Below are 25,461 nucleotides of genomic sequence, written 5' to 3' on the forward strand. Positions count from 1 at the left end.
GACGACTTAAACTATCACCGCTAGTTTAAGGGCCATGGAGCTCACCCTCTCCGCCGAGCAGGCGGCGGTCCGCCAGCTCGCCGCCGAGTTCGTCGACCGGGAGCTGGTGCCGCACGCGGCAGCCTGGGACCGCCGCGAGTCGGTCGATCCGGCCGTCGTCGGCATGCTCGGCGACCTGGGCTTCCTCGGGCTCACCATCGCCGAGCCGGACGGCGGCTCCGGCGGTGACCACCTCGCGTACTGCCTGGTCCTGGAGGAACTCGGCCGGGGAGACTCGGCCGTGCGCGGCATCGTGTCCGTCTCGCTCGGTCTGGTCGCCAAGTCGATCGCCGCACACGGGTCGGCCGCACAGCGGTCCGAGTGGCTGCCCCGGCTCTGCTCCGGGGCCGCGCTCGGCTGCTTCGCGCTGACCGAGCCGGACAGCGGCTCGGACGCGGCCGCGCTGCGTACCCGCGCGGTCCGCGACGGCACCGACTGGCTGCTCACCGGCACGAAGACGTTCATCACCAACGGCACCACCGCCGACGTCGCGCTGGTCTTCGCCCGCACCGGTGACCCGGGGCACCGGGGCATCACCGCGTTCCTGGTGCCCACCGGGAGCCCGGGGCTGACCCGGCGGGAGATCCACGGCAAGCTCGGCCTGCGCGGCCAGGCCACCGGTGAACTGCGCTTCGACGAGGTACGGGTGCCCGACGCGGCCCGCCTCGGCGCCGAGGGCGCCGGCTTCCGTCTGGCGTTGGCCACCCTCGCCAAGGGCCGGATGTCGGTCGCCGCCGGCTGCGTCGGCATCGCCCAGGGCTGCCTGGACGCCGCGGTCGGCTACGCCGGGCAGCGGGCCCAGTTCGGCAAGCCGATCGCCGGCCACCAGCTCGTCCAGCAGCTGCTCGCCAGCATCGCGGTGGACACCGCCGCGGCCCGGCTCCTGGTGTGGCAGGTTGCCGACCTGATCGACCGCGGCCAGCCGTTCGCGACCGAGGCGTCGATGGCCAAGCTGTTCGCCAGCGAGGCCGCCGTCCGGGCGGCCAACAACGCGGTCCAGGTGTTTGGGGGGTACGGCTACATTGACGAGTACCCGGTCGGCAAGTACCTTCGTGACGCCCGGGTCGCCACCCTCTACGAGGGCACCAGCCAGATCCAGGAGCTTCTCATCGGGCGCGCGCTCACCGGGGTCAACGCCTTCTGACCCGCGTCCGCAGTGGGCTATCGCGGATCCGATAGCCGGCGTTCGACTGAACGGTGGCGCGGCGGTGGAAGCATCAGGCGCATCCGCTTGTCCCGGCCACCACTGGGGAGACTCCGATGCATCGTCTCGTTCGACGCACCTTGGCGGCCGGCGCCGCCGTCGGCCTGCTGGCCACCGCGGCCGTCGTGGCCGCGTCGCCCGCCACCGCGTTCCCCCGTCCGCCAGCGCCGTCGTGCGCCATTGAGACACTGCCGCAGCCCGCGGACATGTACCGCACCGAGGCCTACGCCATCGACGCCACCGGCCGGTACGTCGCCGGGGGAGCGCTGCGGGTCACCCACGAGAGCCCGACAGAGGCGTTCATGCTGCTCTGGGACCGGGGTCGGCTGACGACCGTGCCCTGGCCGAACGGCGACGGCGTCGTCGACGTCAACGCTCGCGGCGTGGTGATCGGCAACGGAAACGCCGACGGTCGGACCTCGCCGTGGAGCTACCGGAACGGTGTCTTCACCCTCCTGCCGACCCCGTCGGAGCTGGTCTACGTCTCGGCGATCAGCACCGTTGGTGACGTGGTGGGATACCGCTTCGACGACGCGACCGGCGGATTCGTCGCGCTGCGGTGGCCGGCGTCCCGCCCGGGAACGGTCGAGGAGCTGGCCGCCCCGGCGGGAGCGCTGGCGCTGGGCGTCACCCGCGATGGCAGCATCGTGGGCACCGCTTCCGGCCCGGAATACTTCACGGGCTGGGCGCGGCACCCGGACGGCCGGTACTCGGAGCTGACCGTGCCCGGCGCCCGGTCCACCCAGGTCGTCGCGGCCGAGGGGCGCTGGGCGGTCGGCCGGGTCGACCTGGGCGATGATGACCAGTTCCCGGTGCGGTGGAACCTGCGCACCGGCGCGTACACCGAGCTGGACCGGCAGGCATACGTGCTGGACGACGTCAACGCGCGCGGGGTGGCCGTCGGTGGCGACCGGGTGGTCCGTGGTGCCACCTCCCGCCAGTTGCCGGGCGGTGGCGACAGGCTGACCGTGGCCGGCCGGGCGATCGCCGACGACGGGACCATCGTGGGCTTTCGCAACAGTGCCGGCAAGGTGACCGCGGTGCGGTGGACCGCCTGCTGACCTGGACGTGTTCGACCCGGAGCGTCGCTGCGGACCGGCTTCTCGCCGGCCCGGCGTGCCGCGTCAGTCGCGGCCGAGCACCGTACCGAGCCAGCGCAGCTGGCGCCGAACGTGGACGGCCTCCCCGCCCTCGTGGCCGTTGAACGGGTAGACGTGCATCTCCCGCTCGGGCGTCAGCGGCCGGCCGGTCGCGGAGCCGTACTGGTTGTAGGCGGCGAAGCCGGTGCTCGGCGGGCAGACGGTGTCACGCAGGCCGATCCCGAAGTGCGCCGGGGCCGTCGCCCGTCGGGCGAAGGACACCCCGTCGACATAGGACAGGGTGCGTCGGACCGCCTCCTCGGCCTCCCGGTGCACCGCCAGGTACCGGGCGATCTCGCCGTACGGCGAGGCGTCGGTCAGCCCGATGGCCCGCTGGACGTCGCAGAGGAACGGCGCGGTGGTCACCAGCGCCGCGACGTCGCCGACGAGACCGGCCACCGCGAGGGCGAGGCCGCCGCCCTGGCTGTTGCCGGCCACGGCGACCCGGCTCGTGTCGACCCCCGGAAGGGCCCGGGCCGCGTCGACGGCCCGGACCGCGTCGGTGATCAGGCGGCGGTAGTGGTAGTCGCACGGATCGAGGATTCCCCACGTCGCCGGCCAGGGGCCGCCGGGAGCGCCGTGCCGGTCCGGGGTGTCACCGGCCCCGTACTGCCCCGCCTGGCCCCGGTTGTCCATCAGCAGGTGCGCGTACCCGGCCACCGGCCAGGTCAGCCGTTCGTGTGACAGGCCGCGGCCGCGCCCGTAACCGGCGTACTCGACCACGGTCGGCAGTGCCGTCCGCACCCCCGCCGGGCGGGTGTACCAGGCCCGCACCGGGTCGCCGTCGAAGCCGGCGAACGTCACGTCCCAGGAGTCGACCAGCCGCAGGTCGGTGGGTTCCGGACGGACCTCGACGAGCACCGGCCGTTCGGTCGCGGCGGCGAGGGTGTCGCGCCAGAACCGGTCGAAGTCCTCGGGTTCGACGACGGTGGGCGCGTACCGCTGGAGCTGGTCGAGGGACGGGTCGGAGTGGGGCACGTGTCCTCGCATGGTCCGGGTGTCAGCGCAGGTGGGCGGGAGGTGCGGTGCTCTCGCGTACGACCAGCTCGGTCACCAGGTCGATCCGGCTGGTCGCCGGCTCGATGCCCCGCGCCAGCCCGAGCAGCATCTGGGTGGCGATGCCGGCCATGTCATGCAACGGCTGGTTGATCGTGGTGAGGGCCGGATCCGTCCAGGCGGCGACCGGCAGGTTGTCGTACCCGATCACCGACAGGTCCTCGGGCACCCGCAGGCCGCACTGCCGGGCGGCTCGCAGCACTCCCATGGCCTGGATGTCCGAGCCGGCGAAGATCGCCGTCGGGCGATCCGGCCGGCGCAGCAGCCGCAGGCCGTGGTCGTGGCCGGCGGTGGCGGAGAAGCTGCCGTAGCGGACCAGCTCGCGGTCGACCGCGACGCCGGCCTCGTCGTGGGCGGACTGGAAGCCGGCCGCCCGGGCCCGGCTGCAGAGCACGTCGGGTGGTCCGGAGATGAGCGCGATCCGCCGGTGTCCCAGGTCCAGCAGATGCCGGGTGGCGAGCAGGCCGCCGTTCCAGTTGTTCGACCCGACGGTGGGCACCGAGGCCGAGGTCGCGCTGTCGGTGTCGACGACGACGAACGGGATCCCCTGGCGCCGCAGGTGCTGTTGCTGGGCCTCGGCCAGGTGACAGAGGACGAACAGCAGGCCCAGCGGTCGGTCGGTGAGCAGCGCGTCCAGCCACCGTGCCGGCGGGCGGTGCGCGCCGTTGAGCTGGGAGACGGCGAGTCGGACCCCCGCTTCGCTGGTCACCGCCTCGACGCCGCGCAGGATCTCCATGGCCCATCCGGCGTCGAACTCGTGGAACACGAGATCGACGCGGCCGTCGCCGGAGGGCGGCTTCCTGCTCCGGCGCTGATACCGGTGGCGGTCGAGGCTGGCCTCGACCCGGGCCCTGGTGCCGGGGGCGACATCCGTGCGTCCGTTGAGGACCTTGGAGACCGTGGCGACCGACACGCCGACGTCGTTGGCGATCGTCGCGATGGTGGTGGAGGCAGGTGGGTCGAGCGGGTGGTGCTCTGTCATCGCAGCCTCATACAACATCCGAAAGTTTCGGGAGACCCTAACACGATCTGGTGATCTCGCCAGCCGGCGCGGCGGTTGGGATCGCTGTGCACGGACCTGAACGGCTGTCGATGTGGGACGGGGCGCCGGAAGCGCCGCGACGGAGCGCAGGCAGGGATTGCCGAGGGTCGAGATGAGACCCTTGACACGCCCCGACGGTGCACTTAGGTTGCCGAAAAGGTTGCGCGGGTTTCCGGAAAGTTTCGGCTTGCGGACCACTCGCCGTGCAACCGGTCCCGATGAGGGCGCGGGCTGCGGCCCGAGTAGGAGGCCGAGGATGACATCCGAGACGTTACGGCCGTCGCCGCCGTCCCCGGACCCCGCTGCGGCGGTAACCACCATCCCCGCCTCGCTGTCACCGCGCCGTCGCCGGAGCTGGCGGCAGGCGCTGCGCCGGGACTGGCAGCTCTACTCGCTGGCCGTGCTGCCGCTGCTGTTCTTCCTGATCTTCCGGTACCTGCCGATGATCGGGAACATCATCGCGTTCCGGCGGTTCAAGCCGGGCGGCAGCATCTTCGGCGAGTACTGGGTGGGTCTGCGGTACTTCCGGATGTTCTTCACGGACCCGACGTTCTGGGAGGTGTTCACCAACACCCTGGTGCTCGGGACGTTGACCCTGCTGTTCTGCTTCCCGTTGCCGATCGTGCTGGCGCTGCTGCTCAACGAGGTGCGTGCCCGCCGGTTCAAGCGGTTCGTCCAGTCCGTGTCCTACCTGCCGCACTTCCTGTCGATCGTGATCGTGGCGGCGATGGTCATGCAGCTGACCGCGATCGACGGCACGGCCAACCAACTCGTTCGGCTGTTCGGCGGTGACGCGGTGGCGTTCCTGCAACAACCGGAGTGGTTCCGCACCATCTACGTCTCGTCCGAGGTCTGGCAGACCGTCGGCTGGGGCACGATCCTCTACCTCGCCGCCCTCACCACCATCGACGAGGACCTGTACGAGGCCGCCCGGATCGACGGCGCCAACCGGCTTCGGCAGACCTGGCACGTGACGTTGCCCGGTATCCGGCCGACGATGGTGACGCTGCTGATCCTCAACATCGGCAGCTTCATGGCGGTCGGGTTCGAGAAGATCCTGCTGCTCTACAACCCCCTGACGTACCCGACCGCGGACGTGATCTCCACCTACCTGTTCCGGATGGGCTTCCAGTCCAGCAACTTCAGCTACGCGGCCGCCATCGGCCTCTTCGAGGCGGTGATCGGACTGGTTCTGGTCCTGTCGGCGAACCTCATCTCCCGTCGCACGGTAGGGACGAGCCTGTGGTGATCCTCGGTACGAGGAGAGACGCCCCGCAGACCCGTGGGCCGGTGGACAGCCGGGGTTACCGGATCTTCCGGGTGGTCAACACGGTCGTCCTGATCGGCGTCGTGGTCGTGACGCTGTACCCGTTCCTCAACATCGTGGCCCGCTCGCTCAGCGAGGAGGCGTACATCATCGCGGGGAAGGTGAACCTGGTCCCGCGCGGGTTCGACCTGACCGCGTACAAGCTGCTGATGTCCGACCCGATGTTCTGGACGAACTACCGCAACACCGTCGTGTACACAGTGGTCGCCACGCTCATCTCGATCGTGCTGACCACCTGTTACGCGTACGTGTTGTCGAAGCCGCAGCTCAAGGGGCGCGGCGTCCTCGTCGGCATCGCGCTGTTCACGATGTTCTTCTCCGGCGGCCTGATCCCCAACTACGTGCTGGTCACCAGCCTGGGGATGAAGAACACCATCTGGGCCGTGGTGATCCCCAACGCCATCAGCGTGTTCAACCTGCTGGTCATGAAGGCGTTCTTCGAGAGCCTGCCGACCGAGTTGGAGGAGGCGGCGGCGGTCGACGGGCTGAACACGTACGGCATCCTGCTGCGGATCGTGCTGCCGTTGTCGAAGGCGATCATCGCGACGATGGTGCTCTTTTACGCGGTCTCCTTCTGGAACTCGTGGTTCACCGCGTTCCTCTATTTCGACCGGCAGGACCTGCTCCCGGTCACCGTGTACCTGCGCAACCTCATCGCGGGCGCCACCAGCGCGGAGTCGGCCGCCGCCGACGCCGACAAGGTCCAGGCGGCGGCCACCCTCCAGGCCGTGACGATCGTGCTCACCACCCTGCCCATCCTGGCGGTCTACCCCTTCGTCCAGCGGTACTTCGTCCGCGGCGTGATGCTCGGCGCGGTCAAGGGCTGACGCCGGTGGCGCGCCGCTCCACCTCCAAACCCCACCACCGAAAGGACGAGCCATGCTCCACAAGACGTGGCGCCGCGTGGCGATCGCCACCGCGGGTCTGCTCGCGCTCACCCTCACCACAGCCTGTTCCGAGGACCCCGGCGAGTCGACGGACCTCTCGGAGAACCGGGCCGGCGCAATGGCCGACTACGGCGTCGGCGACCAGTTCAAGGCCACCGAGGCACTCTCCTTCTCCACCCTCTACAACAACCACACGTTCTACCCGCTGAAGGACGACTGGCTGTTCTGGTCGGAACTCACCAAGCGGACCAACGTCAAGATCGAGCCGGTCGCCGTCCCGTTGAGCGACTACGAGCAGAAGCGCAGCCTGCTGATCGGCGCCGGGGACGCCCCGCTGATCATTCCGAAGACGTACCACCCGCAGGAGAACGCGTTCGTGTCCTCGGGGGCGATCCTCCCGGTGAGCGACTACCTGGATCTGATGCCCAACCTCAAGGACAAGATCGCCAAGTGGAACCTCAAGCCGGAGATCGACGACCTGCGGCAGTCCGACGGCAAGTTCTACCTGCTGCCCGGCGTCCACGAGAAGCCCACGCAGGACTACACGGTGCTGGTGCGCTCCGACATCCTCCAGGAGCTGAACCTCGCGGTTCCGAAGACCTGGGACGAGCTGTACACCGTGCTCAAGGCGATGAAGGCGAAGTATCCGAGCGTCTACCCGTACTCCGACCTCTTCAGTAAGCCCACGCCGACCGGCGCCCTGCTGAACATCCTCAGCGCCTCCTTCGGCACCCGCGCCGGCTGGGACTACCAGCACGCCAACTGGGACCCGGCGGCGGAGAAGTTCACCTACACCGGCGCGTCCGAGCAGTACAAGCAGATGCTCACCTATCTGCACAAGCTCGTGGCCGAGGGCCTGCTCGACCCGGAGAGCTTCACCCAGACCGACGACCAGGCACGCCAGAAGCTGGCCAACGGAAAGTCCTTCGTGGTCACCGGAAACGCGCAGACCCTGGTCAACAATCACCGGCCCGACCTGGCCAAGACCCTGCCGAACGCGAAGATGACCAAGATTCCGCTGCCGGTGGGTCCGGCCGGCGAGATCAATCCCTTTCCCCGGCTGGAGAACGGCATCATGATCTCCGCGAAGGCCCGGGAGAGCAAGAACTTCGTAGCGATGATGCAGTTCATCGACTGGCTGTGGTATTCGGACGCCGGCCAGGAGTTCGCACGGTGGGGCGTGGAGGGGACGACCTTCACCAAGGACGCGTCCGGCAAGCGCTCGGTCACCGCCGACGTCGACGTCCTCGGGCTCAACCCGAAGGCCCCCAAGCACCTGCAGAAGGATTTCGGCTTCTACAACGGCGTCTTCGCCTACGGCGGCAGCCCCGACCTGGTCCGTGGGTTCTTCTCCCCGGAGGAGCTGGAGTTCCAGAAGGTGATGGACGCCCGTACGCCGAGGCTGGTGGCCCCGCCCTACCCGTTCACCGATGAGGAACGCGAGCAGGTGTCGCTCTGGGAGACCCCGCTGAAGGACTTCGTCGCCCAGAACACCCTGAAGTTCGCCCTCGGCCAGCGGCCCCTCAGCGAGTGGGACGCGTACGTGGCCGAGCTGAAGGCCAAGAACTCCGAGCAGTACATCGAGATGGTCAACAAGGCGTACGAGCGCTTCCAGAAGAACAACGGCTGATCGGCGGAGGTCCGGGCGGGCAGCGCACCCGCGGCCCGGCCGGGTCTCCGGCCCTCCGGCCGGCGCGGCCAGCCCGACCGCCCGGCACCGGGTAGGACGACCAGAGGACAGCAATGCGCATCACCGTTCCCGATCAGGCCACCGGCCGCCTCACCGACGCCTGGCGTCGCTGCGTCGGCACCGGCCGTTTCGAGTTGGCCCTGCGGCGTGACTACCAGGACTCGCTGGCCCTCATCCAACGCGACATCGGTTTCCGGCACATCCGAGGGCACGGGCTGCTCAGCGACGGCGTCGGTGTGCACCGCCCGTACGAGCACCGGGGTGAGCGCCGGGTGCACCACTCGTTCACCTACGTCGACCAGGTCGTCGACGCCTACCTCGACCTCGGTGTCCGGCCGTTCGTCGAGCTGGGGTTCATGCCCTCGGGCCTGGCCTCCGGCGACCAGACGGTGTTCTGGTGGCGGGGCAACGTCACGCCACCCCGCTCCTTCACGGAGTGGGCGGACCTGGTCCGCGGCACGGTCGCCCACCTGGTCGACCGGTACGGCCTCGACGAGGTACGCGGCTGGCCGATCGAGGTGTGGAACGAGCCCAACCTCGTGCCCTTTTGGCAGGGCGCCGACCGAGACGCGTACCACCGCCTGTACGAGGTGAGCGCGCACGCGGTCAAGGAGGTCGACGCGACGTTGCAGGTCGGCGGCCCGGCGATCTCGCCCGGGGCGGACGAGTGGCTGATGCCCTTCGCCGAGTTCGTCGCCGACCGCGACGTGCCGGTCGACTTCGTCAGCCGCCACGCGTACACCTCCGGGCCCGCCCAGCACGTGCCGTTCGGTACCCACCAGACCCTCGCCCCGGCGGCGGAGCTGCTGACCCAGTTCGCCGCACCGCGCCGGCACCTGGCCGGCACCGCGTTGGCGGAGCTGCCGGTGCACATCACCGAGTTCAACTCCTCCTACCGGCCGGACAACCCGGTCCACGACACGGCGTTCCACGCCGCGTACCTCGGGCCGGTGCTGGCCGCCGGCGGCGACCTGGTCGACTCCTTCTCGTACTGGACCTTCAGCGACATGTTCGAGGAGGTGGGGGTGCCGACCGCGTTGTTCCACGGCGGGTTCGGTCTGCTCACCCACGGCCAGATCAAGAAACCCACCTACCACCTGTACGCCTTCATGGCGCGCCTCGGCGACGAGGTGCTGGCGCGTGGCGACGACCACCTGGTCACCCGGCACCCCGACGGGCGGGTCGCCGTGCTGGCCTGGGCCCCGGTGGACGTCACCGGCCGGTCGCCGGTGCCCGACCGGCACCCGCTGGCCCTGTCGATCCCGCTCGGCCCGCCCGGTACGACGTCGGCGTTCCTGCTCCGGTCGTCGGTGAGCGAGGAGGCGGGCAACGCCTGGGCGGCCTGGGCCGAGATGGGCCGCCCCCGCTCACCCCGGGCCCGGCAGCTCGACGCCCTGCGGGAGGCCGCCGAGCCGGCCCGTACCCACCGTGCCCTGCCGGTCGCCGCCGGGCGGGTCGAGGTGGACCTCACCCTCACCCGGCACGAGGTCACCCTCCTCGATCTGAGCCCGGTGGTGGACGAGACCCCGCCGTGGTGGGACGACGACCGCCTGCTCGGCCTGCCGGCCGGGGCCGACCGGAAGGAGCAGCCGTGAGCGGTGCCGCGCACGCCTGGCGACAGTTCGGCGACGGGCCTCTGTCGCGCGCCGCCGCCCGCGTCTACACCCTGCTCGTGGTCGAGCTGCTGTTCCTGCTGACCACCCTGCCCGGCCTGCTCCCGCTGCTCCTGCTGAGCCGTGACCCGAGCAACCTGCCGCTGGCGGCGGCCCTGCTGGTGCCGGTCGGCCCGGCGGTCTCCGCCGCCCTGTACGCCCTGCGCCACCAGCGCCCCGACGTGACGGATCTGCGGCCCGCCGCCGTCTTCTGCCGTGGCTACCGCGCCAACCTGCCCGGTGTGCTGCGGGTCTGGGTGCCGACGCTGCTGTGGCTGACCATGCTCGCCGTGAACCTCGCCCACCTCGGCGCGGCGGCCGTCCCGGGCTGGTGGGCGGTGCCGCTGGTCCTGGTCGGGGCGGGGGTGACCCTCTGCGCGGCCAACGCGTTGGTGATCACCTCGCTGTTCGACTTCCGCACCCGGGACGTGCTCCGGCTGGCCGTGCACTTCCTGGTGCGTACCCCCGGTGTCACCGTCGGCAACGCCCTGCTGCTGGCCGCGGCGGCCGGGATCACCGCGGTCTTCTCCGAGGCGGTGCCGGTGCTGTTCGGCTCGGTCGTGATCCTGGCGTTCCTGCGCACCGGCGACCCGATGATCCACCTGATCCGGAAGGAGTTCACCGCATGAGCCTGCCCGTCACAGCCAAGGTGCCCTTCGGCGGCGACTACAACCCGGAACAGTGGCCCGAGGACGTGTGGAAGCAGGACCACCAGCTCTTCGACGCCGCGCACATCGACCTGGTCACGGTGGGGGTCTTCGGCTGGGCGCTCACCCAGCCGGCCGAGGACGTGTACGACTTCTCGCTGCTGGACCGGATCGTGGAGCGGGCCGGTGCCCAGGGGCGTGGGATCTGCCTGGCGACCGGCACGGCCGCCCACCCGCCGTGGCTGGCCCGGGCCTACCCGGAGGTGACCCGGACCGACTTCGAGGGCCGCAGGCACCGTTTCGGGCAACGGCACAACTCGTGCCCCAGCTCTCCGGTGTTCCGCCGGCTCTCCACCGAACTCGCCCGCCGGGTCGCGAGCCGCTACGCCGACCACTCGGCGGTCGTCGCCTGGCACGTCGGCAACGAGTACGGCGGCGCCTGTTACTGCGAGCTCTGCGCGGCCGGGTTCCGCGACTGGCTGCGCCACCGGTACGGCACCCTCGACGCGCTGAACGCGGCCTGGTACACCACATTCTGGTCGCACACCTTCAGCGACTGGGCGCAGATCGAGCCGCCGTCGGCGCTGACCGAGCACTGGCGCGGGCCGGACCACACCGCCTTCCAGGGCGTCACCCTGGACTACCTGCGGTTCTGCTCCGACGCCATGCTGACCAACTTCCGCGACGAGAAGGCCGCCATCCGGGAGTCCAGCCCGGACCTGCCGGTGACCACCAACTTCATGGGCATGTACCGGCCGATCGACTACCACCGCTGGGCCCCACACCTGGACTTCGCCTCCTGGGACAACTACCCGCCGGACGACGAGTCGGCGGCCCGGATGGCGCTGACCCACGACCTGATGCGCGGGCTCAAGGACGGCCAGCCGTTCTGGCTGATGGAACAGACCCCGAGCGTCACCGCCTGCCGGGACGTCAACCCGCTGAAACGGCCCGGCCTGATGCGGCTGTGGAGCTGGCAGGCGGTGGCGCACGGCGCGGACGCGGTGCTCTTCTTCCAGTTGCGCGCCTCCCGGGGGGCCAGCGAGAAGTACCACGGCGCCGTCATCGGCCACGCCGGCCGCGCCGACACCCGGGTCTTCCGGGAGGTCGCCGAGCTGGGGGCGGAGCTGGCCCGGCTCGGCCCGGCGTCGCTGGGCGCGCGGACGCCGGCCCGGGTGGCGCTGCTGTTCGACTGGGACAGCTGGTGGGCGTTGGAGATCTCCGACGGCCCGTCGCGCCTGGTCCGGTACCAGCAGGTCGTGCTGGCGTACCACCGGGCGCTCTGGGAGGCCGGGGTCGACCTGGACGTTGTCGCGGTGACCGCCGACCTGTCCGGCTACGACGTGGTCGTCGCGCCGGCCCTGCACATGCTCAAGGGGGACCTGCCGGAGCGCCTGGAGGCGGTGGCCGCGCGCGGCGGTTCGGTGCTGACCACGTACCTGTCGGGTCGTGTGGACGAGAACGACCAGGCCTTCCTGATGGACGTGCCGGGCCCGCTCGGGCAGCTGATGGGAATCCGGGTCGACGAGTGGGACGCCCGCGGCCCCGAGGTGGTCAACCCGGTCCGCCTCGGCGCCGGCGTCGACCAGTTCGACGTCGAGGCGCGACTGCTCTTCGAGCTGGTGATTCCGCAGGGCGCGGAGGTGCTGGGCACCTACCAGGCCGACTTCTACGCCGGCACCCCGGCGGTGACCCGCAACGCCCACGGCGACGGGCACGGCTGGTACGTCGCCGCCGGGCTGGACCGGACCGGAGTCTCCTGGGTGGTCCGGCAGGTGCTGGCGCGGCACGACCTGCTCGGGCCCTACCCGGACGTGCCGGACCTGGAGTCCGCGCTCCGGGTCGCGCCGGACGAGACGCGGCTGCTGTTCCTGCTCAACCACCGCCCTGAGCCGGTCGAGGTCACCGCCCGGACCGGCGGCGTCGACCTGCTCACCGGTGACCGGGTGGAGGCCGGGCAACCGCTGCGGTTGCCGGCGTACGGGGTCGTGATGCTGCGGGAGGACCGGTGAGCGCCGAGGAAGCGCGGGTGCACGCCGCCTGGCTGCCACCGGAGGCGTTCCGGGCGCTCGGCTCGCGCCGCGTGCTGGTGCACGGCGACGGGATGCTCGTCGACACCGTCCTCGACGAGGTCGCCCGCGCCTGCGCGCGGTACGGCGGGCGGGTGTGGCATTCCCCGTCCTGGGACGTGGACGCCGATCTGGTGCTCGCGCTCCGCGGCGCCGACGAGTTGTCGAGCGCGGCGGTGGAGGCGGCCCGGGCGGCGGGTGAGGCGGCGCTGGCGAAGGTCGGCGCCGGCGCGGTGCTCGGTGACGAGGGGTTCGTGCTGGCGCGGGCAGGCGACGTGACCGCCGTGCTGGCCGACGCGCCCGCCGGCCTGTTGTACGGCCTGTTCCACCTGGTCCGACTCGGTCCGGCGGCGTTCGACAGCACCCGTCCGACGGAACGGCACCGTCCCGCGCTGCGCCAGCGGATGCTCAACCACTGGGACAACGTGGCCGTGCACCCGGTGATGGGCCAGGTGGAGCGGGGGTACGCCGGCGGCTCGATCTTCTGGCGGGACGGCCGGCCGCGCGGCGACCTGGCCCGGGTCCGGGAGTACGCGCGGCTGCTGGCCGCCTGTGGCATCAACGCGATCTCGGTGAACAACGTCAACGTCGCCCGGACGGAGGCGCGGCTGCTCACCAACCGACTCGGCGACGTGGCCGAGATCGCGGACGTGCTGCGCCCATACGGCATCCGGGTGCACCTGTCGGTCACCTTCGCCGCACCGGTGGTCCTCGGCGGCCTGCCGACCGCCGACCCGGCGGACGAGGCGGTGCGGGCGTGGTGGGCCGCGACGACCCGGCAGGTGTACGAGCGCATCCCGGACTTCGGCGGCTACGTGGTGAAGGCCGACTCCGAGGGGCAACCGGGCCCGTTCACCTACGGGCGCGACCACGCCGACGGCGCGAACCTGCTCGCCGACGCCCTCGCCCCGCACGGGGGAGTGGTGCACTGGCGGGCGTTCGTCTACAACCATCACCAGGACTGGCGGGACCGGTCCACCGACCGGGCGCGGGCCGCGTACGACCACTTCGTCCCGCTCGACGGGCGGTTCCGCGCCAACGTGGTGCTGCAGGTGAAGTTCGGCCCGGTGGACTTCCAGGTACGCGAGCCCGTGTCCCCGGTGCTCGCCGCGATGCCGGCCACCCGGCTGGCGGTCGAGGTGCAGGTCACCCAGGAGTACACCGGCCAGCAGCGACACGTCTGCCACCTCGGTCCGTGGTGGAGTGAGGTGTTGCGGTTCGCGCCGTGGGGTCCGGGTGGACGGACGGTTGCCGACGTGGCCGCGGGGGAGGGCGGTGGACTGGTCGCCGTCGCCAACGTGGGCGACGACCTCTTCTGGACCGGGCACCCGCTGGCGCAGGCCAACCTGTACACCGTCGGCCGGCTTGCCTGGGATCCGCGGCTGGATCCCCGGGCGGTCCTCGACGAGTGGATCGCGCTGACCTTTCCGCCGTCGGCGATGGCCGACCCGGAACTGGTCGGGCGGACGCTGCACGAGATCATGGATGATTCCTGGCGTACCTATGAGCGGTACACCGCCCCGCTGGGTGTCGGCTTCATGGTTCATCCCGGTGACCACTACGGCCCGGACGTGGACGGGTACGAGTACACCCGGTGGGGCACGTACCACTTCGCGGATCGCGACGGCGTCGGTGTGGACCGCAGCCGCGCGTCCGGCACCGGCTTCGCCGGTCAGTACCCGCCGTACTGGTCCCAGGTGTACGAGTCGCCCGAGCGGTGCCCGGACGAGCTGCTGCTCTTCTTCCACCACGTCCCGTACGGACACGTCCTGCACAGCGGTTCCACGGTCATCCAGCACATCTACGACACCCACTTCGCCGGCGTCGAGGAGGTGGCGGCGATGCGGGGGCGGTGGCGGACGCTGAAGGGTCTGATCGATCCCGCCGTGTACGAGCGGGTGGAGCAGCGCCTCGACGAGCAGGTGCGCAGCGCCACCGAGTGGCGGGATCAGATCAACACCTACTTCTTCCGCAAGTCCGGGGTGCCGGACGCGCGCGGACGTCGCATCCACTGACCCGGCCGCTTCCGGAAGCGTCCCGGTAACACCGTGCTCGGTCGGTCCCGCTGACGGCTCCGTCGGCGTCCGTCGATGCGCTGGTCGCGGCCCGATCCCGGGCGCCGGAAACTTCCGGAAGTCTTGACAATCGAGGTCGCTCGATTGAAGCTGACAAGGTCACGCGAGCCGCGGTCAGGGTCGGGCGAAGGGCAGTCCTCGACTTACTCCCCTTCCATGCGTCCACTCTCCCTCAGGAATCGCGAATGAGATTGACGACAAGAATGCTGGGCGCCGTCCTGGCGACCGTGACCCTGGCCGCCGCCGCCGCCGCGACGACGTTCGCCGCGCCGGCCTCGGCGGCCACGTTGACCGAGGTGACAGGGTTCGGCACCAACCCCACCAACCTGCGGATGCACCTGTACGTCCCGGACCGGGTGGTCGCCCGGCCGGCGATCCTGCTCGCCCTGCACTACTGCACCGGATCGGGTCCGGCGTACCACTCCGGCACGCAGTACGCGTCCCTCGCCGACCGGTACGGGTTCGTCGTGATCTACCCGTCGGTGACCCGCGGCAGCCTGTGCTGGGACGTCTCCTCGCCGCAGGCGCTGCGCCGTGGCGGCGGCAGCGACCCCGTCGGGCTCATGTCGATGGTCGACCACGTGCGGCAGCGGTACGCCGCCGACCCCGAGCGGATCTTCGCCACTGGCACCTCGTCCGGCGCCATGATGACGAACGTCCTGCTCGGCGACTACCCGGACGTGTTCGCGGCGGGTGCGTCCTTCGCCGGGGTGCCGTTCGGCTGCTTCGCCACCGGGGGCAGCTCGGAGTGGAACAGCCAGTGCGCCAACGGCCAGCTCATCAGGACCCCACAGCAGTGGGGGGACCTGGTCCGGGATGCCCACCCCGGCTACGCCGGCCGCCGTCCACGGATGCAGATCTGGCACGGCACCAACGATGAGACGCTGCGCTACCCGAACTTCGGCGAGCAGGTCAAGCAGTGGACCAACGTGCACGGGTTGAGCCAGACCCCGACGTACACCGACACGCCACAGTCCGGCCACACCCGTACCCGCTACGGGAGCAGCGGCCCGACGGCCCCGGTCGAGGCGATCAGCATGCAGGGCGTGTCGCACAACCTGCCGGTCGACGCCGCGCAGGTGATCCGCTTCTTCGGGCTGGACGGCGCCACCCCGCCGCCGACGACCCCGCCCCCGACCACTACGCCGCCGACGACCCCGCCGCCGACCGACGGTGGTTGCCGGATCGGGTACGCGGTCAACGCCTGGAACGCCGGCCTCGCCGCCAGCGTGACCATCACCAACACCGGTACGGCGGCGGTGAACGGCTGGACGCTGACGTTCGCCCTGCCCGCCGGCCAGCGCCTCACCAACGGCTGGAACGCGCAGTACTCCACGACGAGCGGCACGGTGACCGCCCGCAACGTCTCCTACAACGCCGCCATCGCCCCGAACGCCTCGGTCGACATCAGCTTCCAGGCCACCCACGAGGGCGGCACCGGGAAACCCTCGACCTTCGCCCTGAACGGAATCGCCTGCTCGGTGGCCTGATCACGCCGACACCACCACCACGGATTGGAGTTCCACGATGAGAAACGCGCAATGGAAGGCGGCATCGAGAGCCGCCCTCGCACTGACCGGGGCGAGCGCCCTCGCCGCCGGCATGGCGATGGTTCTGGCTGCTCCTGCCGCCGCCGGCACCACGCTCGGCGCGTCCGCCGCCGAGCAGGGTCGGTACTTCGGCGCCGCGGTGGCCGCCAACAAGCTGAGCGACAGCGCCTACACCACGATCCTGAACCGCGAGTTCAACTCGGTGACGCCCGAGAACGAGATGAAGATCGACGCCACCGAGCCGCAGCAGGGCCAGTTCAGCTACGGCGCCGCGGACCAGATCGTCAACCACGCGCGGAGTCGCGGGATGCAGGTGCGTGGGCACACCCTGGCCTGGCACTCGCAGCAGCCGGGCTGGATGCAGAACATGAGCGGCACCGCGCTGCGCCAGGCGATGCTCAACCACGTCACGCAGGTGGCGACGCATTTCCGGGGTCAGGTCGTGGCGTGGGACGTGGTGAACGAGGCGTTCGCCGACGGCAGCTCCGGCGCCCGGCGCGACTCCAACCTCCAGCGCACCGGCAACGACTGGATCGAGGCCGCATTCCGGGCCGCCCGGGCGGCCGACCCCGGCGCGAAGCTCTGCTACAACGACTACAACACCGACGACTGGACGCACGCCAAGACCCAGGCCGTGTACACGATGGTGCGCGACTTCAAGCAGCGTGGCGTACCCATCGACTGCGTCGGTCTCCAGTCGCACTTCAACAGCGGCTCGCCGTACCCCGGCAACTACCGCACCACGCTGTCCAGCTTCGCGGCCCTCGGCGTGGACGTGCAGATCACCGAGCTGGACATCGAGGGGGCGTCGGCGGCCACGTACCGCAGCGTCGTGCAGGACTGCCTCGCCGTGGCGCGCTGCAACGGCATCACCGTCTGGGGCATCCGGGACAGCGACTCGTGGCGGGCCTCGCAGACCCCGCTGCTGTTCACCAGCGGCGGCGCCAAGAAGCCGGCGTACGACGCGGTCCTCGCCGCGCTGAACAACGGGACGACCCCGCCTCCGACCACCCCGCCGCCGACCACTCCGCCGCCCACGACCCCGCCTCCGGGGCCGGGTGGCTGCACCGCGACCGTGTCGGTGAACCAGTGGACGGGTGGCTTCGTGGCGACGGTGAAGGTGACGGCCGGATCATCGGCCATCAGTTCCTGGGCGGTGACGATCACGTTGCCCTCGGGCGCGACGGTCACCAACGCCTGGAACGCCAACCGCAGCGCCGACGCCGGCACGACGCGCTGGACGAACGTGGCCTACAACGGCCAGGTCGGCGCCGGCCAGTCCGCTGAGTTCGGATTCCAGGCCAACGGCACGGCCGGCGGCCTGACCCCGGCCTGCGCCGCGGGCTGACGCACACCGGCCGGTGTGGAGGAGGGTCTCGAATCCTCCACACCGGCCGATCCGGCGCCAGCGCCGCGGACACCGGGCCCCGGCTGGGCGGACGAGCTCAGACCTCTCGGAACTCCCGGGACCTCCTACTCTCGACTCGTGAGAGTCGCTGAGATCCGCCGCTACCCGATCAAGTCGATGCTCGGGGAGGCGGTGCCGCTTGCCGAAGTAGGTGAGCGGGGCTTGGCCGGCGACCGGCTGTGGGCGGTGCGCGACCTGGACGGCAAGCTCGGCAGCGGCAAGAACACCCGCCGGTTCCGGCGGATGCCGGGCCTGTTCCGGCTTCGGGCGTACGTGGCGGACCCGGCTCCGATCGTGGAGTTTCCCGACGGTCGTCGCTTCGCGGCTAACGATCCGGTCGGGCACCGCGCCGTCGGTGAGGTGCTCGGCCGGACGGTGACGCTCGCCGCGGAGGAAGCGGTCTTGCACCATGATGAGGGGCCGGTCAGCCTTATCACGACGGCTGCGCTGCGCCGGCTGACGGAGCTCAGCGGCGGCGAACCCGGCGGCATGGGCGTCGACCCGCTGCGGTTCCGGGCCAACCTCCTGATCGACATTCCCGGCAGCGGCTTCCCGGAGGATGGCTGGCCGGGGCGCCGGCTGCAGGTTGGCCCGGACGTCGTCCTGCGGCCGGTCCGGCCGCTCACTCGGTGCGTGATGATCGACATGGCACAGGATCGGGCGGGCGAGCGGAACGATCTGCTCAAGACCCTCGCTGAGTACCACGAACTGACCTTCGGGGTTTTCGCCACGGTCGAGCGGCCAGGCCGGGTCGCCGCTGGCCATGTGTGCTCCTGGGCGTAGGTCGAGAAGGAGCGCCGCGACATCCGCAACTGCCGCTGATGGCGCGAGTCGCGCCGCGTCGGCACGGCCGTCCGCGCAGCCCGCGAACTGGCGTTTGGGACTCAGGCTCCGATCCGGATACTCAGCTGAGCGCCAAGCTGACGGAATCCCAGCGCCCGCGCCACTCGGCGTGACGGGTCCGGTCGAGCCCGCCACTGCGGCAGCACGACGAACGCCTGGGAGGTGATGTCGACCAACCCGCATTCGTCGGCGTCGTCCGCCGGTACAGAGGCCAGAAGCGTGGCGAGATCGGCATGTTCGCCAGGGACCACATCCACGGAATCGAGTCCGGCCGGCTGGAAGTCGCACTCGGCGAGATAGGCCAGCCTCGCCGCACCGGCAGCACCTGTCCCGCTCCGATGACTGGGACGACTACGCCGTTGTGGCTCCGGCACCGGCTGCGTGCTGGCTTTCTGCGGTGCGCCGGACGACCTGAATACCGGCGGTCGTGGTGATCACGAGTGCCACGGACGCGGCGACCAGCAGCAGGGTGGTCTCGCCCTGGACGGTGCGCATGTACGCGCCCCCGTTCGCGGTGGCGTACAGGTACTGCACAGCTGCGATCAGGTTGAGGGGTACGGCGACGATGGCGCTCATCCGCCATCGGGCCACTGGCGCTGCGGGCGCGACCGGTGGCTCGGTGCCACGGGTCCGGGTGAACCAGTTGGCGACGCCGGCCCAGGCGGTAAGCAGGGTGAGAAGCAGCAGACAGAACATCGCTGCGGACAGCTCGCGAAGCGGCACGATGATGTCGAGCATTTCCACCGTACCGGACCCGTCGTGGGTCACTACGCCGATCCGATGCTCGTACAGCGCGAGGGCGACCATGGTGTGGAGGACGTCAACGATCGTGAGGGCGACAAGGGCCGTCACGGCAGTGCGGGCAGCGGGCACCTGGCGACGATAGCTGAAGGTGAACCCATCGCTGGAGGGCTGATCCTTGCTTCGCGGGTTGCCTTCGTGGAGTCCACGATCGGGTGCACGGATCTGCCGCTGACCGCGCGGTTGTATCGAGATGTACGAGCACGGGCCCGTATGGTGGCGCCATGATCACCTGCGTCGTGCACTACACCATCAACCCCGCTCAGATCGAGGCGTTTGAACGCTTCGCCCGCGCGTGGATGCGGCTGGTGGCCAAGCACGGTGGTGTGCACCACGGCTACTTCCTACCCGCCGAGGGAGCCAGCGACCAGGCCGAGGCGCTGTTCAGCTTCGAGAGTCTGGCAGCCTACGAGCGTTACCGCGCGCGGTTCGGTAATGACCCGGAGTTCGTCGCGGCTGACAGCATCCGCGACGACTCGGGTTGTGTCGTGCGGTACGAGCGAACGTTCATGCGCCCGATCCTTCCGACTGATTGAGCACGCACTCTTTTGGCACTGAGGACGTTTGAGCTGCTCGCCGCCGTCGACGCAGGGTCAGCGGTCAGCGGCGGCCGGTGGCCAGGGCGACGAGGTACTGTCCGCCGCCAGCGTCGACGCTTGCGGTCACCGGCAGTCCGGGCACCAGCCGGGCGAACCGGTCGACCAGCCAGTCCGCCGCCTCCTGGGCGTCCTTCTTGCTCGGACAGCGGGCGACCAGCTCGCGGCCACCCTTGCGTTCGAGTCGCTCGGCGACGGTGATCAGCGGCGCGGGCTCCACCACGTGCAGATGGTCCGGTCAGGCGTCGGCTGGGCAGCTCAGCCGTCGATGCGGGTGATGTTACGGATCTTGTTGGACGCGTCCAGGGCGGCCACCTTGTACGCCTCGGCCAGCGTCGGGTAGTTGAACACCGCGTCGACCAGATAGTCGATGGTGCCGCCGCAGCCGATCACCGCCTGCCCGATGTGGACGATCTCCGTCGCGGCCGTCCCGAACACGTGCACGCCGAGCAGCCGGCCGTCGTCGGGGGAGACGAGCAGTTTCAGCATGCCGTACGAGTCACCCACGATCTGACCACGGGCAAGCTCGCGGTAGCGCGCGATGCCCACCTCGAACGGCGTCGAGGTGTCGGTCAGCTGCGCCTCGGTCCGCCCGACGAAGCTGATCTCCGGAATCGTGTAGATGCCGATCGGCTGGAGGCCGTGCATCTCCCGGATCGGCTCGCCACAGGCGTGCTGCGCGGCCAGCCGGCCCTGCTCCATCGACGTGGACGCGAGAGCCGGGAAGCCGATCACGTCACCGACCGCGTAGATGTTGTCAACCGAGGTGCGGTAGTTGGCGTCGACCGTGATCCGGCCGCGCCTGTCCGCCTCCAGCCCGGCTGCTTCCAGAGCCAGGTCGTCGGTCTGGCCCTGCCGGCCGGCCGAGTACATGACCGTGTCCGCGACGATCTTCTTGCCGCTCTTCAGGATGCACAGCGCCGCCGTCTGGTGCTTTTCGACGGCGGCGACCTCCTCACCGAAGCGGAACGCCACGGACAGGTCACGCAGGTGGTACTTGAGCGACTCGACGATCTCCTCGTCGCAGAAATCGAGCATCCGGTCCCGGCGTTCCACCACGGTCACCTTGGTGCCGAGCGCGGCGAACATGGACGCGTACTCCATCCCGATCACACCGGCGCCGACCACGACCATGCTGCGGGGCACGGCCTGGAGGTTGATGACGCCGTCGGAGTCCACGATGGTCCGGTCGTCGAAGTCGACGCTGTCCGGACGGGCCGGGCGGGTGCCGGCGGCGATGATGATTTTGTCGAAGGTGACCCTGGACTCGCGCCCGGAGCCGCCGTCGACCCAGATCGTGTGCGCATCGGCGAACCTGCCCGTGCCGGTGATCATCGCGACCCGGTTGCGGGCGAGCTGGTTGCGGATGACGTCGGTCTGCCGGGTGATCACATGCTGGGTCCGGGCGGCCAGGTCGCTGACCGTGATCTCCTCCTTGACCCGGTAGCTGCTGCCGTAGAGGTCCCGCTGGCTCAGCCCGGTCAGATAGAGCACGGCCTCGCGCAGCGTCTTGGACGGGACGGTGCCGGTGTTGATGCACACGCCACCGATCATGTCGCGGCGGTCCACGATGCCGACCCGCCTGCCCAGCTTGGCGGCGGCGATCGCGGCCTTCTGCCCACTGGGTCCGGAGCCGAGCACCACCAGGTCGTAGTCATACACAACCGCTAGCGTCGCAAGATGCCGCGACGTGCGCCAGACCCGGGCGGCGAGCGACGGCCCGAGACTGCCGGCCGCCGCCTCTGGCGCTGAATCGTCCACGACATCAGCTCCAAAGGCACCACACCCAACATCCCCATCCCGCCGGGTGAAAAGAGCTGGGCGGCGATCTCGGCGTTGGTCAGGCCCCGGGCGACGAGCTTCACGACGTCGAGTTCCCGCGGCGACAATCCGGCGTCGTCGCGCGCCGGAGCGGGCGAGCTGAGGTGTTCCAGCAGTCGTACCGTGATGGACGGGCTGATCAGCGCGTCACCGGAGACGGCGGCGCGGACCGCTTCCACGAGCAGCGCCGGGCCGGAGTCCTTGAGCAGGAAACCGCAGGCGCCGTTGGAGAGCGCGGTGTGCACGTACTCGTCGAGGTCGAAGGCCGTCACCACGACCACTCGGATGGCGTCGGCGACGCCCGGCCCGGCGAGCAGCCGCAGCGCTTCGAGGACGTCGAGGCTGGGCATCCGGATGTCCAGCAGCACCACGTCCGGCGTAGCCGCCGGGCCAGCTCGACGGCGACGACGCCGGGGTGCTGCCGGCCCGGCGGGCGTCGCGGGTCAGCCCCGTGGTGGCACGGTCAGTTGGGAGCCGATGTGAACGGTGTTCGTCGTGCGCGTCGCTACGGCTGGACCGGCCGGCGGAGCACCATCTTCGAGGTGTCGACCAGGCCGAGCCCGGCGATGCCGACGACCGGTAGGACGGTCAGCTGCCACAGTCCGGCGCCGTCCCAGCCGAGACCGGCCACCAGCCGCGCGAAGAGCAGCCCGGAGAACGCCGCGGCCACGTAGTGGGAGAGCATGAACAGGCCCGCGCCCCGCCCGACGTGTTCGGGTCGGACGGCTCGTTGCATGGCGGTCGTGCAGTTGGTGAAGAGGAAGCCGCTGGCGAAGGCGCCCATCAGGAAGGCGAGCACGTACTGGGCCGGTGCCGACGTGGCGAGCTGGTAGGTGACGTACGCGGTGGCGGACGTGGCGACGAAGGCGAAGGCGAGCAGGTAGCGCTGGTTGACCCGGTCACCCAGCCAGCCGGCCGGCAGGGCCATCATCGCGCCGAAGCCCGAGACGGACACGGCCAGTGCCGCCTGCTCCGGGGTGAACCCGAGCTGCTCGCGCAGGAACGTGGGGTACAGGCCGAGGAAGCCGTAGAACACCAGCCCGGACACCGCGCAGGCGATGCCCAGGCCCAGGGTGTTGCGGTTGTACGGGCTCGCGGGCACGTGGTCGAAGCTGCCCTGCGGCCCGGCGTTGGCGCCCGTGACGGCCTCGGTCAGTCGCTTGTTGACGATCACAGCGATGAGCAGGCACATCACCAGGCCGGCCGCGGCGAAGACGAAGAACGGCGCCCGCCAGGTGTCCCACACGTTGGCGAGCCTGGTCCCGACGAGGGGGCCGAGGAAGATGCCGGCGCCGAACGCGACGCCCACCACGCCGGCGGCGACCGCCCTGCGGTGGAAGAAGAAGGCGCCGATGACGGCGTAGAGCGCGGTGGCCTGCACGCCCTCGCCGACGCCGGAGATCAGGCGGTACACGCTCATGTCGACGAAGCCGGAGGCGAGCGGGATCGCCAGCGTCCCGATCGAGTAGACCAGGACACTGATCAGGATGATGGTCTTGCGGGAGACCCGGTCGACCAGGTACCCGGCGGGCAGCCCGGCCAGGGCGAGGCCGAGCGTGAAGCCGGTCGCCAGCAGCCCGCCCTGACCCAGGGAGAAGCCGAACTCGCTGCGGATCTCGGGCAGCAGCGGGTAGAAGATCTGCCGGTCCATCGCGTTGAGCATGTACGAGGCGCACAGCACCGCGAATCCGACGGCGATCGACACCCGGGTCAGGCCCGTGGCCGTTCGAGTGGGCGCGGGCTCGGTCGGGCCCTTCAGTGTCTCGGTCATGGTGGTGTCTCCCCTTCAGTCGACGGCGGCGCGCGACGTCCCGCGGTGAGGATCTGGTGGGGTGGGGCGGTCGAGTGCTTCGCGCTGCTGATCCGGACGGTTGTCCGTATGACGATCCGCGAGAACGTTGGCGTAACGATGGAGCCTCTCTATCGGCCTGTCAAGAGGCGGTTGTTGACGTAGCTGTTACGCGGATTTCACGGCTGTCCGTCACGCGGACAACGGCTTGGTCAAGGCTTTTCCCGGCCTGCCGGGCGATGTTGCCCGTCGACCTGGGGCCACCAACGTGACTGCGGATGAGCAGGGCGTTCGCATGCCTTTTCGCCGCGCCGACCCTGCGGAGGTTCGGCCCGGTCGGCGGTCGCGCCATCCACGCGGTGCCGTCTCGCGGTTGATCGTCCGTACAGCGGACAGGACGCAAACAAACGACGGCTCCCGGCGCACCCGCGCCGGGAGCCGTCGTTGCGTCGGGGCCTATCGCAGCCGGGCACGTCGATGACGATCAGCTCGGTGTCGTCCGCGCGCCCCGGGATGCGCCCGTCGTTGCTTGGGAAGTTGTTGTCGTTGGCGACGAGCACCCGGTCACCGCCGAACGGCAACACCGACTCGACCGACAAGACCGCGCAGCTCGTCGCGAACGCCAATGAGATCTACTACCCGGGCGCACCGCACGGCATGACGGCGACGATGCAGGACCAGGTCAACAAGGACCTGCTGGCGTTCCTGAAGGAGCTGATCGGGGTCAGACGCGCTGAGCGCCGATGACGGTGAGCAGCCGCAGCTTCTCGTCGCTCTCCGAGCCGGGCACGGCGGTGAAGACCAGCAGCGTCTGGGACTGGTCGGGATCAACCAGGGTCTGGCAGTGCAGCTCCAGCGGCCCGACCTCGGGGTGGACGAAGTGCTTCGGCGGGCAGTAGCCGCCCGGCACCGGGTGCTCCCGCCACAGCTCGCCGAACTCCGGGCTCGCCGCGAGCAGGGCATCGACGATCGCCGCCGCCCGCGATCCCCGGCCGTCGCGGGTGTACGCCGCGTGCAGGTGCGCCACGAGGAGCCGGCTCTGCGTGGCGTGGTCCTCCGCCGGGTGCAATCGCCGGGTCTGCGGGTCGGTGAACCAGCGGTGGTGCAGGCTGCGGGCCAGCCCGGTGTGCCTTGTCTCGTCGCCGAGCAGTGCGATCGCCGGCGCGGTCTGCGCCAGGGTCTCGCCGAGGTGGTTCACCACCTGGGCGGGAGTGTCGTGCAGTCGGTCGAGGATCCGCATCATGCCCGGGTTGACGTGGTCGGCGCGGACCGTGCGGTGCGGGACGGCGTGACCGGCGAGCTGGAAGAGGTGGTCCCGCTCGGCCAGGGAGAGTCGCAGGCCACGGGCCAGGGCGGCGAGCATCTGCTCCGAGGGGTGCGGCCCCCGCTGCTGCTCCAGCCGGCTGTAGTAGTCGGTGGACATTCCGCTCAGCGCGGCCACCTCCTCGCGTCGCAGCCCTCCGGTCCGGCGGCGTTGACCCCGGGGCAGCCCCACGTCCTCGGGCTGGAGCGCCTCGCGTCGGGTGCGCAGAAAGCTGGCGAGCTGGGCGCGGTCCACGGTGACTCCTCGATCGGTTGGTGCCGACGGTCAACGGGCACGTGGGATGTAACAGGCGGGCAGGGGCGCGCTGTTCCGCACCGGCGCTGGGAACCTGGACGTGGCGGCCCCGCACTGCGTCCTTTGCTCTGCTTCAACCTACGCAACACCACACGTCGGCTATCCGGACAACCGGCGTTGCGCCGGTTGAAGCAGAGCAAAGGACGCACCGAGGGCGGACGGGACCGGACGGCCCGGCCCGAGGGCCCGACGGTGCGAGCCGGGCCGT

Annotated in this window: 21 protein-coding genes and 1 pseudogene; 14 read left to right on the forward strand and 8 right to left on the reverse strand. The window is 70.5% G+C overall.

Going from position 1 to position 25,461, the window contains the following annotated elements; genetic code table 11:
• Positions 1-34: 34 nt before the first annotated feature.
• Together KBX63_RS21060 and KBX63_RS21065 are read left to right on the forward strand one after the other, a co-directional pair.
• The gene (locus KBX63_RS21060; protein ID WP_210913232.1) at positions 35-1,183 is read left to right on the forward strand and encodes an acyl-CoA dehydrogenase family protein; all 1,149 of its coding nucleotides are present in this window, start codon (positions 35-37) and stop codon (positions 1,181-1,183) included.
• 116 nt (positions 1,184-1,299) lie between these two features.
• Positions 1,300-2,304: a hypothetical protein gene (locus KBX63_RS21065; RefSeq protein WP_210913234.1), complete on the forward strand. Its 1,005-nt coding sequence runs from the start codon at positions 1,300-1,302 to the stop codon at positions 2,302-2,304.
• A gap of 63 nt (positions 2,305-2,367) precedes the next feature.
• Here KBX63_RS21065 and KBX63_RS21070 read toward each other — a convergent pair whose 3' ends face one another.
• Positions 2,368-3,372, reverse strand: coding sequence for an acetylxylan esterase (locus KBX63_RS21070; protein ID WP_210913235.1), 1,005 nt, complete (start codon positions 3,370-3,372; stop codon positions 2,368-2,370).
• A gap of 10 nt (positions 3,373-3,382) precedes the next feature.
• Entirely contained in the window at positions 3,383-4,420 is a 1,038-nt protein-coding gene (locus KBX63_RS21075; protein WP_210913236.1) for a LacI family DNA-binding transcriptional regulator, read from the reverse strand.
• A gap of 316 nt (positions 4,421-4,736) precedes the next feature.
• Here KBX63_RS21075 and KBX63_RS21080 point away from each other — a divergent pair, with 316 nt between their 5' ends.
• From KBX63_RS21080 to KBX63_RS21125, 10 genes are all read left to right on the forward strand, one after another.
• Positions 4,737-5,729: a sugar ABC transporter permease gene (locus KBX63_RS21080; RefSeq protein ID WP_210913237.1), complete on the forward strand. Its 993-nt coding sequence runs from the start codon at positions 4,737-4,739 to the stop codon at positions 5,727-5,729.
• Entirely contained in the window at positions 5,726-6,634 is a 909-nt protein-coding gene (locus KBX63_RS21085) for a carbohydrate ABC transporter permease (protein WP_307871780.1), read from the forward strand. The genes KBX63_RS21080 and KBX63_RS21085 overlap by 4 nt, the downstream gene beginning before the upstream one ends.
• A 52-nt stretch (positions 6,635-6,686) precedes the next feature.
• Positions 6,687-8,324: an extracellular solute-binding protein gene (locus KBX63_RS21090; protein WP_210913239.1), complete on the forward strand. Its 1,638-nt coding sequence runs from the start codon at positions 6,687-6,689 to the stop codon at positions 8,322-8,324.
• Between the two features lie 113 nt (positions 8,325-8,437).
• Complete coding sequence (locus KBX63_RS21095) at positions 8,438-9,979, forward strand: xylan 1,4-beta-xylosidase (RefSeq protein WP_210913240.1); 1,542 nt, start codon at positions 8,438-8,440, stop codon at positions 9,977-9,979.
• Positions 9,976-10,665 (forward strand): DUF624 domain-containing protein, encoded by a 690-nt coding sequence (locus KBX63_RS21100; protein ID WP_210913241.1) that lies wholly within the window; start codon positions 9,976-9,978, stop codon positions 10,663-10,665. The genes KBX63_RS21095 and KBX63_RS21100 overlap by 4 nt, the downstream gene beginning before the upstream one ends.
• Positions 10,662-12,695 (forward strand): beta-galactosidase, encoded by a 2,034-nt coding sequence (locus KBX63_RS21105; protein WP_210913243.1) that lies wholly within the window; start codon positions 10,662-10,664, stop codon positions 12,693-12,695. The genes KBX63_RS21100 and KBX63_RS21105 overlap by 4 nt, the downstream gene beginning before the upstream one ends.
• Positions 12,692-14,767 carry an alpha-glucuronidase gene (locus KBX63_RS21110; RefSeq protein ID WP_210913244.1) on the forward strand — a complete coding sequence of 692 codons (2,076 nt, stop codon included), beginning with the start codon at positions 12,692-12,694 and terminating at the stop codon, positions 14,765-14,767. The genes KBX63_RS21105 and KBX63_RS21110 overlap by 4 nt, the downstream gene beginning before the upstream one ends.
• 245 nt (positions 14,768-15,012) lie before the next feature.
• Positions 15,013-16,317, forward strand: coding sequence for a PHB depolymerase family esterase (locus tag KBX63_RS21115; RefSeq protein WP_210913245.1), 1,305 nt, complete (start codon positions 15,013-15,015; stop codon positions 16,315-16,317).
• 37 nt (positions 16,318-16,354) lie between these two features.
• Entirely contained in the window at positions 16,355-17,725 is a 1,371-nt protein-coding gene (locus KBX63_RS21120) for an endo-1,4-beta-xylanase (protein ID WP_210913246.1), read from the forward strand.
• A gap of 138 nt (positions 17,726-17,863) precedes the next feature.
• The gene (locus KBX63_RS21125) at positions 17,864-18,568 is read left to right on the forward strand and encodes an MOSC domain-containing protein (protein ID WP_210913247.1); all 705 of its coding nucleotides are present in this window, start codon (positions 17,864-17,866) and stop codon (positions 18,566-18,568) included.
• A 411-nt stretch (positions 18,569-18,979) separates the two neighbouring features.
• Here the strand turns inward: KBX63_RS21125 and KBX63_RS21130 are convergent, their stop codons facing one another.
• Positions 18,980-19,501 (reverse strand): hypothetical protein, encoded by a 522-nt coding sequence (locus KBX63_RS21130; RefSeq protein WP_210913248.1) that lies wholly within the window; start codon positions 19,499-19,501, stop codon positions 18,980-18,982.
• A 152-nt stretch (positions 19,502-19,653) separates the two neighbouring features.
• Between KBX63_RS21130 and KBX63_RS21135 the strand changes: the two genes are divergently transcribed.
• Positions 19,654-19,965: an NIPSNAP family protein gene (locus KBX63_RS21135; protein WP_210913249.1), complete on the forward strand. Its 312-nt coding sequence runs from the start codon at positions 19,654-19,656 to the stop codon at positions 19,963-19,965.
• Between the two features lie 64 nt (positions 19,966-20,029).
• Here KBX63_RS21135 and KBX63_RS21140 read toward each other — a convergent pair whose 3' ends face one another.
• From KBX63_RS21140 to KBX63_RS21155, 4 genes and pseudogenes are all read right to left on the reverse strand, one after another.
• Positions 20,030-20,248 carry a hypothetical protein gene (locus KBX63_RS21140; protein WP_210913250.1) on the reverse strand — a complete coding sequence of 73 codons (219 nt, stop codon included), beginning with the start codon at positions 20,246-20,248 and terminating at the stop codon, positions 20,030-20,032.
• Positions 20,249-20,283: 35 nt separating this feature from the next.
• The gene (gene sthA, locus KBX63_RS21145; protein WP_210913251.1) at positions 20,284-21,687 is read right to left on the reverse strand and encodes a Si-specific NAD(P)(+) transhydrogenase; all 1,404 of its coding nucleotides are present in this window, start codon (positions 21,685-21,687) and stop codon (positions 20,284-20,286) included.
• Between the two features lie 149 nt (positions 21,688-21,836).
• Positions 21,837-22,258 (reverse strand): annotated as a pseudogene (locus KBX63_RS21150) (response regulator); the annotation flags it as partial.
• Between the two features lie 93 nt (positions 22,259-22,351).
• Positions 22,352-23,617, reverse strand: coding sequence for an MFS transporter (locus KBX63_RS21155; RefSeq protein WP_210913252.1), 1,266 nt, complete (start codon positions 23,615-23,617; stop codon positions 22,352-22,354).
• Between the two features lie 564 nt (positions 23,618-24,181).
• Between KBX63_RS21155 and KBX63_RS21160 the strand changes: the two genes are divergently transcribed.
• Positions 24,182-24,382, forward strand: coding sequence for a hypothetical protein (locus KBX63_RS21160; protein ID WP_210913254.1), 201 nt, complete (start codon positions 24,182-24,184; stop codon positions 24,380-24,382).
• Here KBX63_RS21160 and KBX63_RS21165 read toward each other — a convergent pair.
• Positions 24,360-25,193 carry a helix-turn-helix transcriptional regulator gene (locus KBX63_RS21165; protein WP_210913257.1) on the reverse strand — a complete coding sequence of 278 codons (834 nt, stop codon included), beginning with the start codon at positions 25,191-25,193 and terminating at the stop codon, positions 24,360-24,362. The genes KBX63_RS21160 and KBX63_RS21165 overlap by 23 nt on opposite strands.
• Positions 25,194-25,461 lie beyond the last annotated feature (268 nt).

The organism is Micromonospora sp. U21, assembly GCF_018070045.1.
Taxonomy (GTDB): Bacteria; Actinomycetota; Actinomycetes; order Mycobacteriales; family Micromonosporaceae; genus Micromonospora.